Source organism: Marinomonas sargassi (assembly GCF_025716875.1).
Taxonomy (GTDB): Bacteria; Pseudomonadota; Gammaproteobacteria; order Pseudomonadales; family Marinomonadaceae; genus Marinomonas; species Marinomonas sargassi.
The window spans coordinates 114612-130662 of the sequence record NZ_JAOVZB010000001.1; the positions used below are offsets into that span (position 1 = coordinate 114612).

Here is a 16051-nt window from a genome sequence, read left to right on the forward strand (position 1 = left end):
GGGAATTATGGCTGACTTTCAGCCGCTTTCAATGCATCAGATATTTCTGGAGGCATATATTTTTCATCATGTTTAGCCAGGACTTGCTCCGCTGCAAACACACCCTGACTATTAAGCTTTCCTTGAGCAACAATACCCTGCCCTTCTCGAAACAAGTCAGGCAATATTCCTTTGTACTCTATGGTAATTTTGTGCTGAAAGTCTGTCACATCAAACTGCACATAAAGACTCTCTTGGTTGCGTTTAATACTTCCTTCAACCACCATTCCACCTGCTCGAATAGTGGCATTTTTAGGAGCCTTTCCTAAAGAAATATCGGAGGGGGAGTAAAATAAGTTAATATTTTGCTGCAACGCGAACAGGATCAAGCCAATTGCTGTGGTTAATATGAGCGCGATAATAGCAATGATAAGTAAACGTTTTTTTCTAATTGGATGCATGTCTACTTATCTCGGCTACTTATCTCGGGAAGGCGTATTCATACGGCGGCGTAGTTTTGCTCGTATTTGAGTATTCTGCTTCAGGGTATGTATAGCCAATGAGGATATCAGGGTGAAGCTGATTCCATAAGCCGTCCAGACATATACCCCGTGCTTACCCATTACCAAAAACTCAGAAAATGTTTCAAAGGCCATTTTTCAACACCTCTTGCTTTAACCAATTCGACTTCATCTCTCGCTTCATTATGGTGGTCTGCATACGCCATAGTACCAGACTGGCAAGCAAGCAAGACAATCCAAGCAAGGCTATAAGTAAAGGCAGCCACATTTCCATTGGCATCTCAGGAGATTTAGTTAAAGAGAAAGTCGCCCCTTGATGTAAGGTATTCCACCACTCCACAGAGTATTTAATAATTGGCAAGTTCACCAGTCCAACCAAGCCTAGGACAGATACCGCTTTGTCCGCCACACGCTTATCTTCAAAGGCATTATGTAAACCGATAATTCCCATATAGAGTAAAAACAACACGAGAACAGATGTCAGCCTTGCATCCCAAACCCACCATGTGCCCCATGTGGGCTTGCCCCATATGGACCCTGTAATCAGTGCAATCAATGCCATTAAGGCACCTATTGGCGCTACTGCCGAAATAAATATGGGGGATAACTTCATTCTCCAGACAAGGAAAACAAAACTGGCTATTCCCATCGCAAGGTAACAAGATTGAGCAAGTATGGCTGCAGGTACATGGATATAAATGATACGAAAGCTATTGCCTTGCTGATAATCCTCAGGAGCAAATGCTAGCCCCCATATAATGCCCATCAGAAAAACCAATACACCCACTAAAAATAATGGCAGAGGCCAGTTTTTAAACCACAAAAAGAACCACTTAGTGGACCCTAACTTATGAAACCACGCCCAGCTCATTCGTTCACACTCGCTTTAATGGATGCCGCTGCCATAAAAGGAGCAAACACCAAAGACAGTAAAGAAATAGCCAACAACATCGCTAGAGAGCCCAAATAGGGCAGCCCAATTTCAGATGCCTTAATAGCAGAAGTGGCAAAAATAAGAATAGGAATATACATGGGCAATATTAACAACATCAATAACATGGCGCCTTGCTGCAAAGATACCGTTAGCGCAGCGCCGATGGAGCCGATTAAAAACAAACTTGGGGAACCTAGTAATAGCGTCGCAACTAGCACCCAAAAACTCTCTTCAGATAAATACAACATGCCTCCGACGATAGGCAATATCAAAAGTAAAGGAGCAATCATAAACAGCCATTGAACAGTCACTTTCAGCAATATTAAAAAGGGTAGGTATAACCCACTCACTAGCCACTGCTCTAGTGAACCGTCTTCATAATCTTCTCGATACATGCGACTTATCGACATCAGCACAGCTAGAGAAGTCGCACACCAAATAATACCGCCCGCAGAGACAGTCAAAAAATCGGGAGTGGCATCAATTCCTAATGGGAATAAAGTCACTACAATCACAAAAAACAACAGAGCATTTAAGGTGTCTTGTTTATGTCGCCATAGCAGCAAGCTCTCAGACTTAAAAAAAGAAAAGTAAGTCATACAGCGAACTCAAGCTCACGTGGCTGGATGCTGGACAGAGGAATGTGAGTGGTTAATAACACCACACCACCGGCCAAACTATGTTGCTCAATTTTCTTTTCCAATAGTAAACAAGCTTGGTCATCTAAAGCGGAAAAAGGTTCATCTAATATCCATAAGGATTTTTGAGTCAACCATAGCCGTGATAAGGCTGTACGGCGAGCTTGCCCTTGTGAAAGTTTATTGACCGGCATGTCGAGGAACGGAGCTAAACCTAGCTCTTCCAATATTGGCTGGTAGCCTTCGATTGAGACATCTGGACAATAGAGAGCCAAGTTTTCGCGTACAGTGAGCGCTTTCTTAAGGCCAACAGAATGACCTATATAGAGGGTGTCTTTGTGTAGATTGGATCGATCGGCTGTGATGTCTTCACCTAAATATAAAATAGAACCTTCGTCTATCAAAACCGTCCCTAGCAAAGCTTTTAATAAACTGCTTTTGCCAGCACCATTTTCACCTAGGATGCGAATAACCTCACCAGATTGAACACTAAAGGAAAGCTCCTTACATAGAACTCTCTCTCCACGTTCAATCCAAAGGTCGGTTATCGTTAAAAAATCAGCTGATTGCAAAAGGTTTGCCCATTTAGACCGATAAGTTACTAAGCTAACTAATATTCCTTTGAAGCACTTTTAAAACGTACTAAAAGAAGCGTCATCATTATATGAGATTCTTTCTTAAATAACGAATCAGTAGGTCTGTCATATGTTTTCTGACATTAGCTCTTTACTTAATGCAAGTAAAAGCCAACAAGCTAACCATAGCAGTGCATTGAGCAACACTGGAACTCTGGCAAAACTATTCAGTGAGATAAAACTCATCGACAGCCTTAGTCTAATCCGCTTTCAAGGCAGTGAAGTACTTCAACAACAAGGTAAGCCAATTCAACTATTGCACGCGGTAGGCCCAAAACAGCCTTTCACTATTATCAATTCAGGTACCCCGATCAACCTAGATAATGTTAAAACCGCTGAACTCAGTAAAACAGGTAACAATACCGCGACTCTTACCACCACCCAAAACACCACACCTAATCAAGTGCATGACACTAAGGCCGCTATTAATAGTCGCATTGAGAATTTAACACTAGCTTCAAGAGTCTTAAACCTCACGGTCGTATCCACTCCAATACCTAGTACATCAGAAAATACCATACCTAAAACACAGCCAAACCAAACCCCACAACAGTTGGCACCGCAAACGCCTCAAGCAATAGCGGCAACAAACAACAAGAATACGGTCATGCCAGCCGGCCCTTCACAAACAAATATTCAAGTATCACCCGCTTCGAATAGTGCTGTAGCACAGCCCAACACACCTTTATTAGCTGCCTCTTCGAACACTATAGTTTCAAGCACAACACCTTCCAGTACTGCACCTTCAAACACACTATCTTCAAACACCGCCACATTAACCCCTAGCTCAACAAGTCCAACAACGCCAAACATTCAACAGACAAACATTGACTCAACGCTAAGTAAGACAATTGATACAGCAAACCTAAAAACGCCTCAAAGTGCTCAATCTGTTACATCGCCCCCTTCACAACTATCAACTAACGTTCCAAGTACCAATAAAAGCCCAGATACAGCGGTTAATCAACCAATGCAAAGTCAATCGACCGCAACGCCCCCTGTGGCTGCAGACAATAGAGCGGCAGGTTCAGCTTTAACGCCACCAACAATCCAAAATACAAACAATCAGCCAGTAAATAATTTAGGGGCAACTCCAGCGAACCCATCAAATAATGCAGCTAACCCTAGCTCCCAAACAACAAACATAAGTACATCAGCGGGACAGCAAGTAAACATTCCTAATGAGGCGGTTAACAAGGCCAACACACCGATTGCTAGTAGCCAAACAAACAATCTAGTTAGTGCTACAGCTAATAATATGACACCTAGTAATGCCCATGGACCATCCTATTTAGCTACTGTCACAGACGGGAAAACGGAGTTCCATCTTGTTAGCCAGAATGAGTTGAAGCGAGGCGAGGTAATTCGTGTTTTTGTCGATGCCAACAATAATCTGCAAGTCTTACCTTCTAAAAATCAATCAGAGGTCACGCCTCCTCAATTTGAGGCGCTTAAGCAAAGCCTGCCAAAAAAATTGCCTTTCAACGATATGTCGCAGCTCATTAAGGCTTTACACACTGTAAGTGAGTCACCAGCATTGCCCACTCAAACACAAGCAGCATTAGGTCAGCTATTAAGAGGCATCCCCAATCTAAATGAGTTAACCCGCTCACCAGACAACATGAAGCAGGCTATACAAAACTCAGGGCTGTTTTCTGAATCTTCACTATTAAAAAACAACACCAGCCAATTAGCTGATGATTTCAAACTCAACCTATCTCGGGTAAAAGAAGTACAAGAAAGCTCTGGCGCCTTGCGCTTAGGAAGCATACCTACGGAGCAAATCGCCAACGCAATTGAACGCATTACCACTAGTCAATTAAGACATTTTCCCGAAGTAAATCAAAACACAGCGACGATTTACCCTCTCCATATCGAGCTTCCTATAAAAAACGGGGCTTTTCAGGAATTAGTTCAAATTGAGATAAATCAAGACTCAGGCACTGAGAATGAACAAAAACAAGAGAGAAGGTGGCTAGTAAAACTTAAATTCGACTTTGAAGAAACAGGACGGTTTGAAGCAAGAAGTAGTATTCAAGGCAATAAAGTCAGTGTCATCTTTGTGGCAGAGGAGAGAGAGACAATACAAAAGCTGCAGCAGAATATGGAGAAGCTAAGCAGCCAATTAAAAAGCAAAGATATTGAAGTGGAACGTCTAGATACATTCCAAGCCCAGCTAACCAATATCCAAAAAGCAGCCCAACAACAACGAAAACCATTAATTGATGTGAGAACTTAAATGCAAAAAGCCGTTGCGTTAAAATACGATTACACCAAGGCACCCACTGTCGTTGCCAAAGGCAGTGGTCAGCTTGCAGAAAAGATCATGGCAGTGGCTAAAGAAAATAATGTCATGCTACACCAAAGCCCTGAGCTGGTAGAAATGCTCAGCACCTTGGAGTTAGGGGAAGAAATTCCAGAGGCTTTATACCTTGCTGTTGCAGAAATTATCGCCTTTGCACATAGCTTAAAAGAAACTCAGTGGTAATCTGAGTTACGACGAGATTCTTTTTTCAGTAAGTTAATTAGCTCTGCTTCGGCACGAATCAAGCCACACTTTGAGACCAAATCATCGATAGTTGCTCCCATTTCTAGGAGCTCCATAGCTCGATTATAAGAAACACTACCTTCCTTAGAGAGAATTTCCGACTGTTTTTCAACAGCAAGATTCAGTTTCTTCTCTATCGTTACCAGTCTACGCCCCATTCCTATAGAGCCAGATGCAAGCACTTGCACCTGCTTCTTTTGATTCAATTCAGCTTCTTCAAAAACCTTTTTCATTTTCTTTAGCTTTTTTGAAGTACGAAACAGCCAAACAACCAGAGCAATCATAATGACAAACTGAAGTGTCAACAGAAGGTTAAATATCCATTGCGATTCCATAGTCTATCATTACCCGTCTAACTTACATTGAACCAATTTCAGACCACTCATCTTCAGATAATAATTTATCCAGATCCACTAATATCAAAAGTGTGTCGTTCTTATGGCAAACACCTTGGATAAATTTTGATGACTCATCATTACCTACACTTGGCGATACTTCGATTTCAGATTGACGCAGGTAGACAACTTCAGATACAGCGTCCACCATCATTCCAATAACGTGGCCATCCACTTCTAAAATCATGATACGAGTTGCATCTGTAATTTCACCAGATGTCAGACCAAAGCGCTGACAAGTATCCATTACCGTAACCACAGTGCCGCGTAAATGAATAATACCCAACACAAAGCTTGGAGCCCCTGGTACCGGTGCAATTTCGGTATAGCGTAATACTTCTTTCACCTGCATTACGTTTACACCATAAATTTCATCTTCTAAGCGGAATGTTACCCATTGCAACATTGGATCTTCTGCTTGAGTTGCTGGGTTAATAGCTAAATTTGTTGCCATTATTCGTCTCCAAAGATCAAAAAACGATCATTTAATTATTTAAGGGTGTTTTTAAATCCATTTTTTGGATCTTCTAACAATTCTATAAAGCCTTGTACATCAAGTATGGCACACATATGATCAATCACGGTACCAGCAAGCCAAGGCCTTTTACTTCTATCGCTCCGCCATCGTACTTGTGACGGCTCTAAGGTTATCGCTTCTGCTATACGATCACAGGCAATTCCCCAATTTGATCTATCTAATTGGATTACAAATTGAAAATTGTCTTTTAAGCTTCCCTCGTAATGATCAGGCATAACCCATGTGGCTGTATCAACCGTTTGTAGATTGAACTCTCCCACATTAGCGACTCCCATAAACCAGTCAGGCTGACCAAAAATAGAGGTGAGCTTATCAAGGTTGCTCTGATATATTCCCCCCAGTTCAACCAAGGGAACAGCCATTTTTAAGCCGCCAACATAAAATAGTAAGCACTCAAAGCGGCCAACTGCCCAAGGTAAAGGTTCTGTCTTCGCAACGCGTTTAGCGGTTTCTGGCTCTGGCTCTGGCTCTGGCTCTGGCTCTGGCTCTGGCTCTGGCTCTGGCTCTGGCTCTGGCTCTGGCTCTGGCTCTGGCTCTGGCTCTGGCTCTGGCTCTGGCTCTGGCTCTGGCTCTGGCTCTGGCTCTGGCTCTGGCTCTGGCTCAATAGTCTCAGCTTCTTTCGTCTTAACCTGCAAGTCATCAGCTTCACTAACAGGCGAATCTATTATGCTCTCATCGCTCTCTGTAACTTCGTCACTGACCTCTTCTTTTGAAGTCGTAGCTTCACGGAGCAATTCATCGAGATAGCTTTGTACAGCAGCTTGAGGGCCGATTAGAACCTGCTCTTTATTTTTAGTATCTTTCATATCTCGATATTATCCTGCCGAATCCAGCAAGGAATTCATAAGGTTCTCATAAGCCTGAATCCCCCGACTACTAGAATCCAATGCTGACGGTGCTATTCCTGCAGTACTCGCATCTCTTAATTTTGTATCAACAGGTATTACAGATTGCCATACCAGCTCTTCATAGGTGTCTTTAAGGCTTCTAAGACTTTTGTTAGACGCCTGAGTTCGCCTATCGAATAATGTCGGTACTATTAAGAAAGGCACGGGACGTTTACGGGCGCGATTAATCATAGTCAAGGTTCTAACCATACGTTCTAAGCCCTTGATGGCTAAAAACTCAGTTTGAACAGGGATAACAAGCTGCTGACAAGCGGCTAAAGCGTTGATCATTAATACCCCTAAAACGGGTGGGCTATCAATCAACACATAATCATAGTCATCCCATAATATTGCCAATGTTTTTGAGATAACTAAGCCCATACCACCTTGTGCTTGCGCATGGCGCTCTAAAGTAGCCAACGCTGTAGAAGATGGTAATAGAGATAAGTTCGGGTGACCTGTTTCAAGAATTAATGACGGAGGAAGGTCAGTTGGAATTTTCCCTGAGACTTGAAATAGATTATAGGCACTTTGCTCTATAGAATCAGGATCAAAACGAAAATAACTAGTCAATGAACCATGTGGATCGAGATCTACCATAAGAACACGATGCCCAGCATCCGCCAACAAACCAGCTAAAGAGACAACCGTTGTTGTTTTTCCTACGCCGCCTTTTTGATTCGCTACTGCCCAAATGTGCACTCTGACTCCCCTAGAACCCTTGCTGTTATATTGCTTATTAATTCTTTGTAATCATATACAGTAACATACTAATTAAACAAGTAATCGTGGACATTATCAGCCTCACGTTTACTAATTCTCAGAATCACCCTTCTGTTTTGCTGGCGAGCGTACGCATTTGTATTTCGCACCTTAGGGTGCTCGCTTGAAAAGCCTACAGGGGCGATCATCTTAGAGTTAACTCCTCTGTAGATTAACTCTTCTACAACTGAAGACGATCGCAAACTAGATAGGTGCCAATTAGATATAAGAGAGTTTGAATTAACGGGTAAGTCGTCGGTGTTACCTTCTACCAAAATTACTGAAGGATAAGCTTTAAGGATATTACCAATCAAAATTAATAAAGCTACCGCTTCATTCCTCAAATCATATTCACCAGGATCAAAAAGCAACCCCGATTTCAGCTCTAAGCTTACCCAGTGAGCAGACTCAGAGATAGCCACCTGCCCTGTTTTATGTAACCCAGAGAACTGATTCTCTACCGCTTGGCTAAGCAAGGCATATATTGCAGACGAGGTCTCTTCTTCAATCGAGGGAGGAGCTGTTGGTATAGGCTTAGCTTCTATCACTTCAACATCTTTTGGCTCACCAACAACAGGTTCTCCAATATTAATCGGTTTGATGGACTTTTGAACCGCTTCAAACACCCCATCTAACGTTTCTTTTAAACGTTGCTCGTCTCCAGGTGTTTGCGCTGATAGAGAATAGAGAGCAACAAAAAACGCAAACATCAATGTAATAAAATCAGCGTAAGATAATATCCAACGATCACGGTTTTGCGCTCCATTAGAACGTTTCTTATTTGCCACACGACGATTTACATTAGGTCTATATGGCGAGTCATTCATACGAATCGAGCTCTAACTCTAATCGGCTGGGGTGTTTACCTGTTGCAATACCACACATACCATCAATTAAAAGTTGGTGGTACAACAACTCTTTGTCCACATAACCAGATAATTTATTAGCAATGGGGAATACCACAAGGTTAGCAAAACCTTGACCGTATAAAGTTGAAACAAAAGCGACAGCAATGCCATGCCCTAATGCTTCTGGACTATTTAGGTTCGCCATTGCTTGTATCAAGCCAAGCACCGATCCCATAATCCCAAGAGTAGGGGCATATCCGCCTATAGCCTCCAAGAAGGACACGCTTTTCATGCGTTTATCATAAAGGCGGTTTGCATCATCATGCAGTCGATGTTCTAACAAGGTAGGGTCAGCGCCATCTATTAGCATTTGTAAAGCGCGTGATGAGAATGGAGTACCAAAAGAATGAACATCTGACTCTAGAGATAAAAGAGAAGTACGACGGACCTTCTGAGCAAGATTATTGATAATTGCTCGGGCACTATTGAAATCATAAACAGGCGGAATCAGGCTCCATTTCAATAGCGACAAAGCCCTAATCGACTCTTGGATATTACTCTGAATTAGAGTGGCGCCTATACTGCCAGCGATAACAATAATTGCAGATGGCAAATTGAGCAAAAGAACAACTTCACCACCGCCTAACCAATTCGCTAAAAATACTGCACTGAAGGCAATAACCAGTCCAGCTAATGTAATCAGATCCATTAGCCAACCTCGCGTACTATACGCTCACCGATATGCTCTAGATCGATAATATCATCGGCCAAATTCGCTTTCTCTACAGCCATAGGCATGCCATAAATAACACAAGATTCTTCACTCTGAATCCATACTTTTGACCCTGAGTTCTTTAGCATTCGGGCGCCTTCTCTACCATCAGCCCCCATACCTGTCATCACAATTGATAAAACTTTTCCTGGGTAACTTTTAGACGCGGATCCAAATGTCACATCAACCGATGGTTTATAATTTAGTCTTTCGTCACCGTCTAATATTTTGACACAGCCGCCATTTCTCGGATCGACCATCATTTGCTTACCACCTGGTGCTAACAAAGCCACACCCGCCTCTAAGCGATCACCATTTTTTGCTTCTCGGACAGTGATTTGACAAATATTATTTAGGCGCTCAGCAAAGGCGCCAGTAAACGCAGCTGGCATATGCTGAACTAAAACCAAAGGGGCTGAAAAGTCACTGGGAAGTTGGCTTAGTACGGCTTGAAGAGCCATAGGACCACCAGTAGAAGTACCAATTGCAACTAAACCTACTCTTTTCCTGACTCGAGGTATTATTACACCTTTAGCCGTAACAATAGGTTTAGGAGCTTTACGTGGAGCAAGCGGTTCAACAGGAGCACGACTTCCCGCTAAACGAGTTCTTGCTACTGCTAGAACCCTATCAATAAGCGCTTTCTTAACAACTGCAGAGTCCCTTGAAATATCTTCAAAGTTCTTCGGCATAAAGTCCGCCGCTCCAGCATCCAAAGCATCTAAAGTAACCTTAGCTCCTTCATGAGTTAATGAAGAGAACATCAAAACTGGCGTCGGTTTAAGCTTCATGATATTTACTACAGCAGCAATACCGTCAAGAACAGGCATCTCATAGTCCATAGTCACAACATCTGGAGATAATGACTGAACTTTTTCTATCGCTTCTTTTCCATTGGTAGCTGTGCCTACGACTTTAAGCCTAGGATCTGACTCAAATATTTCTACAAGACGGCGACGAAAAAAACCTGAGTCATCGACCACCAGAACCTTCACTGGCATAAAACATCCCCTAAACCTAAGCCGTATCTATTATTATCTTGTTGAAGCATAGCCTTTCAGCATACTAGGAACATCAAGGATCAAAGCAATACGGCCATCTCCAGTAATGGTTGCACCAGACATACCCACAGTACCCTGTAGCATTTTCCCTAGAGGTTTAATAACAACTTCTTCTTGACCAACTAACTGATCAACAACAAAACCAACCTCATTTATACCGACTTGAACTACAACGACATGAGCTTCCGCAGGCAACTCCCTACCGCCATTTTTCACAAGCCAGCTCTTAAGGTGGAAAATAGGTAATGTTTTCCCTCGAATAACAACAACCTGTTGACCATCAACTATATTGGTCTTCTTAAGATCTAGGTGGAATATTTCATTAACACTTGCTAACGGGAAGGCAAATGCCTGATCTGCAAGGGTAACCATCAATGTAGGCATAATTGCTAACGTTAATGGAACCTTGATAATGAAGCGAGACCCCTGCCCCAATACAGACTTAATGTCTAATGAGCCATTAAGCTGTGATATTTTGGTTTTTACCACATCCATTCCGACACCACGGCCAGAAACGTCTGTAATTTCAACTTTCGTTGAGAAGCCTGGAGCAAAGATCAAATTAAATGCTTCGCTGTCAGTCAAACGGTCAGCAGCATCTGCATCCATTAAACCTTTTTCGACGGCTTTCCCTCGAAGCAAATTAGCGTCCATACCTGCACCATCATCTTCAATAGACAATAGGATATGATCGCCTTCTTGCTCCGCAGATAAAATAACCGTACCGACTCTTGGCTTACCTTTCGCTTCACGAGCATCAGGGCCTTCTACACCGTGGTCTACTGAGTTTCGCACCAAGTGAACTAGAGGGTCAGCTAGGGCTTCTACAAGGTTTTTATCTAAATCTGTTTCTTCACCACGAAGAACAAGGTTTACTTCCTTCTTCATGTTACGCGCTAGATCTCGAACTACTCGAGGAAAGCGCCCAAATACCTTTTTAATTGGCTGCATTCGCGTCTTCATTACTGCATTTTGAAGATCGCCCGTAACAACATCGAGGTTTGCTACCGCTTTACCCATAGACTCATCTTCACTCTGAAGACCAAGTCGAACTAAACGGTTTCGAACAAGTACCAGCTCACCTACCATGTTCATGATGTCATCTAGACGTTTAGTGTCTACACGAACGGTTGCTTCTTGAGCAACTGGAGCATTTGGAGCCTTATCTTTAGTAGCAGCTTTAGGCTTAGCTGCCGCTTTAGCTGGGGCAGCCTCAACCTTAGGTTTCTCTGCTGCCTTTGGTTTTGGCTCAACTTTAGGTTTCTCTGCTGCCTTAGGTGCAACTTTGGCTTTTTCAGTAGAATCAGCTGGTGAAGAAGAGTCATTACCTTGTAAACTATCTAAAAGTGATTCGAACTCATCTTCTGTAATGAGATCGCTATCTTCAGCCGCTGCACTACTTACTGCAGGTTTGGCCTTTTCTTCTTTTTCTGGTGCTGAGGAGTCTATACCTGGAGCACCACCATGAAGCTGGTCTAGTAATGCATCAAACTCATCTTCAGTAATATCATCGGAATCTGATGCCTCAACAGGTGGTTTTTCTGCATCTTTTCCTGCCTCCGCCTTCTCACCTAGAGCATCAAGCAGAGATTCAAACTCATCATCTGTAATATCAACAGATTCACCTTCAGACGATTCAACCACAGGATCTTCAACAGGCTCCTCAACTGCTGGTTCAGGCTCAGCCTCCTCTGCAACTTCATCCGCACTAGGTGGCTTAGCATACTTACTTAGAGCTAAAATCAATTCAGGGTCTGCAGGCTCTGGATCACCACCAGAGCGCACTGTTTCGAACATTTCATTAACTGCATCAAGGGCCTGCAGTACGATATCCATTAAATCGGCATCAATATCTCTTTGCCCATTTCTCAAAATATCGAAAACATTCTCTGCGTAATGACAACAATCAACTAACGCCGTTAATTGCAAGAACCCCGCACCACCTTTAACGGTGTGGAAGCCTCGAAATATAGCGTTGAGCAATGGATTATCGTTTGGGTTGTTTTCCAAATCTACTAACTGTTCGGAAAGCTGCTCTAGAATTTCACCAGCTTCAACCAAAAAATCTTGTAGAATTTCATCATCGACTTCGAAACTCATCCTCAGCTCCTTCTAGAAACCAAGACTTGATAGCAAGTCGTCTACGTCGTCTTGGCTATTCAGTACTTCAGGGTTGTTTTGTTTATTAATAGCTGGGCCATGTCCACGATCATCATCATGCTCTGCCACTTTTTTATCTTGGTGCTTAACACCAGAAATACTATCAACTCGTCCAGCAACAGCAACGAGATGCACAAGCTTTTCTTCTACATCACGAATTAAATCATTCACTCTAGTAATTACCTGACCAGTAAGGTCTTGGTAACCTTGCTCTAGAAGAATTGTGTTGAGGTTTGAATGCAAGGTAGTAGCACTATCATCAGCATAAGCTAAGAATGTATCAATACGCTTATACAGCTCTCGAAATTCTTGCGGTGTTAAATCTCTTTGTATTAGACGCCCCCAGTCTTTACGTAATTCCTTGGCTCTTTGCTGCAGTTCACTAGACACTGGAACACTTTCATCAACCATATCCATGGTTTTATTTGCTGCCGCACTCGTTGTTTCAATGACATAATTCAATCGATCAGAAGCGTCCGCTATTTTTGACGTAGCCTCCCCTTCTTGTTGACTTGAAGAAGAGCCAATAGATTCAATTTGAAAATCACGAATTGCATCATGAAGGCTTCTTGTTAAGCTTCCAACTTCGTTGTAAAAGCTTTTATGCCTTGCTTCACTGAGATCTTGAATAACATTAAAAGCACCGCTGAAATCACCTTTTTCAAGGTACTCTAGAAGTTCTGGGCTACTTTGCTTTACCAGAGCGCCAAAGTCTTCTAAATCAGACTCTAATACATTTGACATTTAAACTCCCTATTTAGCAGCGTCTATTCGTTCGAATATCTTCTCAATTTTTTCTTTGAGAGCCACTGCTGTAAATGGCTTAACAACATAACCATTTACGCCTGCTTGCGCCGCAGAGATGATTTGGTCACGTTTTGCTTCCGCCGTCACCATAAGGACAGGGATTGTCTTAAGTTTACTATCCGCTCGAACTGCCCTAAGCAGCTCAATACCGGTCATACCTGGCATATTCCAATCCGTCACAAGAAAGTCTATTGTGCCTCCTTGAAGTATTGGTAATGCTGTCACACCATCATCGGCTTCAACCGTATTGGTAAACCCCAAATCCCGCAGCAAGTTTTTAATGATTCGTCTCATTGTCGAGAAATCATCAACAATCAGGATCTTCATGTTTTTATCCAATGCAACCTCCACACCTCAAAGGTAAAATTCCGTATTTCATAATTTATTCTCGCCAACTACTTAATCTTGCTCGCAAACGCACAGCTGCTTGACTATGTATTTGGCTTACTCTTGATTCACTTACACCTAAGATAGCACCTATTTCTTTTAAGTTAAGCTCTTCATTGTAATATAAGGACAATACTAGCTTTTCTTTCTCAGGCAAATTTTCTATTTCTGCAGCTAAATGGGTTTGAAAACCGCCTTCTTCTACCAATGAATAAGGCGAATTATCGTGTCCAGCATCAGCAGTGTCTAAACTATTTGTATCAGAGTCTAGCATTTCTTCATAGCTAAAAAGCTGGGTAGACATAGATGAATGTATAATTTCATGGTATTCGTCAATAGCTATCCCCATATGTGAAGACACTTCTAAATCGGAAGCTTCACGACCCAGTTTAGCTTCAAGCTCTTTAATGGCTGCTGTAACCGCTCTACCATTACGGCGAACGGAACGAGGCGCCCAGTCCGCTTTACGAACCTCATCCATCATTGAGCCACGGATACGGATACCCGCATAAGTTTCAAAACTAGCCCCTTTAGAAGAATCAAAGCGCTTATATGCTTCTATCAACCCCATCATGCCAGTTTGAGTCAAATCATCGACATCCACACTATCCGGCAAACGAGCCAGTAAATGATAAGCAATCTTTTTAACTAAATGGCCATATTGATCGACGATAGCATCAATAGATACTGCCGTTTTTTTAGAGTATGTACTATATCCGTTTTTGGTCTGCATAAAATATTCTAAGCAACCTTCACCATTAAAGTTAATCGCATTAATCAACCATACTATAATAGAGCATGATATAACATTTCCAGCAACGTATATTAACTACCGTATTTTAGCTGTCCATACAGTTGACTATAGTGCTCTGCCGTATAAACAACCCTACTAATAAGATTATGAGCCCTTGCTGCCTGAATATCGTCCGGTATACGCTGACCATCTGCAATATATGCAACTGGCAAACCCTCTTCAACAACAACACTAACAGCTTCACCAAGCGAGGCTGACTCATCTAACTTACTTAACACACAACCATCTAAGCCCACTTGAGAATAGACATCCACAACCGACTTTAACACTTGCCTTTGACTAGTGCAGGGCAACACCAACATTTTCTTTAAATTAGCTCGTGCTCGTTTCATCATGAGCAACTGACGCTCAAGGTTTGAATCTCTCGGATTCATACCAGCCGTATCAACCAATACCAACGAATAATCTGCGTATTTATCTAATACATCATTGAGATCTGTATATTCATTAACCACTTCAACAGGAACATTTAAGATACGACCAAATGTTCGCAGCTGTTCATGGGCAGCAATACGATAAGTGTCCGTAGTGATCAAGACAACGCCACCCGTGCCATATTTTAAAACATGCTGCGCTGCGATCTTGCCTATCGAAGTCGTTTTGCCTACACCAGTAGGCCCCATAAACGCAATACAGCCTCTGAGCTCATCAGAACTAGATGCTACAGGAATGGTTTCAGCCAATCGAGCCAAAAGACGATTCCAATCATCCTCTCGACCATTCAGCGTAACCTCACGCATCAACTGAGCAACAATAGCATCAGACAAACCCAAGCCCTGAAGCTTTCTTTCCGTTCGACTAGAGTTCTCATCAACAGCCGATCGTTTCAGCCCTTCATTGCGACCTGACCGCTCGAGCATTGCCTTAACATTTTTCAGTTCTAGCTCCATATCATGAAGCTGTTTAACACTTTCAGGATTATTTACCGCAGAAGTCGTCTCATTTTTAACAGGGCGACGAGATTCAACTGCTGGAGACTCAAGCTCAGACTCCCTAGCACCTTTCCCATAGGCAGGTTCAGCCTGTTTGGCCTCTTCTATTCGACCAAGATAATCAGAACTAAGCTCACTTTGATATTTTGAAGAGAAGGAAGGTTTATCTTTTGGTTTTGAAGAAATATTGGTGGGCATAGAACCGTCATAATCTAAAGCGGCAACTATTTCAATTTCACCTGTAGGCAATCGCTGATTAGACAGGATAACGGCGTCAGGGCCTACTGCATCGCGTACCTTTCGTATCGCTTGCCGCATGTCTGGTGCTCGGAACCGCCTAATTTGCATGAATAACCTAATCCTTTCAATGTATTTTGCTTACAAATCCATAGCTTACCCGAAAGAAACACATAAATATAGACTCAATAACGGC

General features: G+C 42.5%; 19 protein-coding genes. 2 read left to right on the forward strand and 17 right to left on the reverse strand.

From position 1 onward, the window contains the following. Positions 1-5: 5 nt before the first annotated feature. From ccmE to ccmA, 5 genes are read right to left on the reverse strand one after another with little or no spacing between them, the layout of a single operon-like run. Entirely contained in the window at positions 6-440 is a 435-nt protein-coding gene (gene ccmE, locus OFY17_RS00565; protein WP_263528741.1) for a cytochrome c maturation protein CcmE, read from the reverse strand. 15 nt (positions 441-455) lie between these two features. Continuing rightward, positions 456-635: a heme exporter protein CcmD gene (gene ccmD / locus OFY17_RS00570; RefSeq protein ID WP_263528742.1), complete on the reverse strand. Its 180-nt coding sequence runs from the start codon at positions 633-635 to the stop codon at positions 456-458. Beyond that, entirely contained in the window at positions 625-1371 is a 747-nt protein-coding gene (locus OFY17_RS00575) for a heme ABC transporter permease (protein ID WP_263528743.1), read from the reverse strand. The genes ccmD and OFY17_RS00575 overlap by 11 nt, the downstream gene beginning before the upstream one ends. Then, entirely contained in the window at positions 1368-2033 is a 666-nt protein-coding gene (ccmB, locus tag OFY17_RS00580) for a heme exporter protein CcmB (RefSeq protein WP_263528744.1), read from the reverse strand. Before ccmB ends, OFY17_RS00575 begins: the two co-directional genes overlap by 4 nt. Beyond that, positions 2030-2644 (reverse strand): cytochrome c biogenesis heme-transporting ATPase CcmA, encoded by a 615-nt coding sequence (ccmA, locus tag OFY17_RS00585; protein ID WP_263528745.1) that lies wholly within the window; start codon positions 2642-2644, stop codon positions 2030-2032. Before ccmA ends, ccmB begins: the two co-directional genes overlap by 4 nt. 133 nt (positions 2645-2777) lie before the next feature. On the opposite strand from ccmA, the gene OFY17_RS00590 reads away from it, so the two are divergent. Continuing rightward, on the forward strand, positions 2778-4946 hold the full coding sequence (locus tag OFY17_RS00590; protein ID WP_263528746.1) for a flagellar hook-length control protein FliK: 2169 nt from the start codon (positions 2778-2780) through the stop codon (positions 4944-4946). Continuing rightward, on the forward strand, positions 4947-5195 hold the full coding sequence (locus OFY17_RS00595) for an EscU/YscU/HrcU family type III secretion system export apparatus switch protein (RefSeq protein ID WP_263528747.1): 249 nt from the start codon (positions 4947-4949) through the stop codon (positions 5193-5195). It begins immediately after the preceding gene. Here OFY17_RS00595 and OFY17_RS00600 read toward each other — a convergent pair. The 12 genes from OFY17_RS00600 to flhF form a co-directional block, all read right to left on the reverse strand. After that, positions 5186-5590: a DUF2802 domain-containing protein gene (locus OFY17_RS00600; protein ID WP_263528748.1), complete on the reverse strand. Its 405-nt coding sequence runs from the start codon at positions 5588-5590 to the stop codon at positions 5186-5188. The genes OFY17_RS00595 and OFY17_RS00600 overlap by 10 nt on opposite strands. 22 nt (positions 5591-5612) lie before the next feature. Further along, positions 5613-6104, reverse strand: coding sequence for a chemotaxis protein CheW (locus OFY17_RS00605; RefSeq protein ID WP_263528749.1), 492 nt, complete (start codon positions 6102-6104; stop codon positions 5613-5615). A gap of 35 nt (positions 6105-6139) precedes the next feature. Next, positions 6140-6994, reverse strand: a complete 855-nt coding sequence (locus OFY17_RS00610) for a chemotaxis protein CheW (RefSeq protein WP_263528750.1) — start codon at positions 6992-6994, stop codon at positions 6140-6142. Positions 6995-7003: 9 nt separating this feature from the next. Further along, a complete protein-coding gene (locus OFY17_RS00615; RefSeq protein ID WP_263528751.1) occupies positions 7004-7777 on the reverse strand; it encodes a ParA family protein in 774 nt (257 codons plus the stop codon). 68 nt (positions 7778-7845) lie between these two features. Further along, on the reverse strand, positions 7846-8664 hold the full coding sequence (locus tag OFY17_RS00620; protein ID WP_263528752.1) for a flagellar motor protein MotB: 819 nt from the start codon (positions 8662-8664) through the stop codon (positions 7846-7848). Continuing rightward, positions 8657-9394 (reverse strand): flagellar motor protein, encoded by a 738-nt coding sequence (locus tag OFY17_RS00625; RefSeq protein WP_263528753.1) that lies wholly within the window; start codon positions 9392-9394, stop codon positions 8657-8659. The genes OFY17_RS00620 and OFY17_RS00625 overlap by 8 nt, the downstream gene beginning before the upstream one ends. Continuing rightward, positions 9394-10458 (reverse strand): protein-glutamate methylesterase/protein-glutamine glutaminase, encoded by a 1065-nt coding sequence (locus OFY17_RS00630; RefSeq protein ID WP_263528754.1) that lies wholly within the window; start codon positions 10456-10458, stop codon positions 9394-9396. The genes OFY17_RS00625 and OFY17_RS00630 overlap by 1 nt, the downstream gene beginning before the upstream one ends. 33 nt (positions 10459-10491) lie before the next feature. Continuing rightward, positions 10492-12618: a chemotaxis protein CheA gene (locus OFY17_RS00635; RefSeq protein ID WP_263528755.1), complete on the reverse strand. Its 2127-nt coding sequence runs from the start codon at positions 12616-12618 to the stop codon at positions 10492-10494. Positions 12619-12630: 12 nt separating this feature from the next. After that, positions 12631-13422 carry a protein phosphatase CheZ gene (locus OFY17_RS00640; RefSeq protein ID WP_263528756.1) on the reverse strand — a complete coding sequence of 264 codons (792 nt, stop codon included), beginning with the start codon at positions 13420-13422 and terminating at the stop codon, positions 12631-12633. Positions 13423-13431: 9 nt separating this feature from the next. Further along, positions 13432-13812 carry a chemotaxis response regulator CheY gene (locus tag OFY17_RS00645; RefSeq protein ID WP_456085669.1) on the reverse strand — a complete coding sequence of 127 codons (381 nt, stop codon included), beginning with the start codon at positions 13810-13812 and terminating at the stop codon, positions 13432-13434. 55 nt (positions 13813-13867) lie between these two features. Beyond that, the gene (locus tag OFY17_RS00650) at positions 13868-14605 is read right to left on the reverse strand and encodes an RNA polymerase sigma factor FliA (RefSeq protein ID WP_263528757.1); all 738 of its coding nucleotides are present in this window, start codon (positions 14603-14605) and stop codon (positions 13868-13870) included. Between the two features lie 92 nt (positions 14606-14697). Then, positions 14698-15966 carry a flagellar biosynthesis protein FlhF gene (gene flhF / locus OFY17_RS00655; RefSeq protein WP_263528758.1) on the reverse strand — a complete coding sequence of 423 codons (1269 nt, stop codon included), beginning with the start codon at positions 15964-15966 and terminating at the stop codon, positions 14698-14700. Positions 15967-16051: the final 85 nt, after the last annotated feature.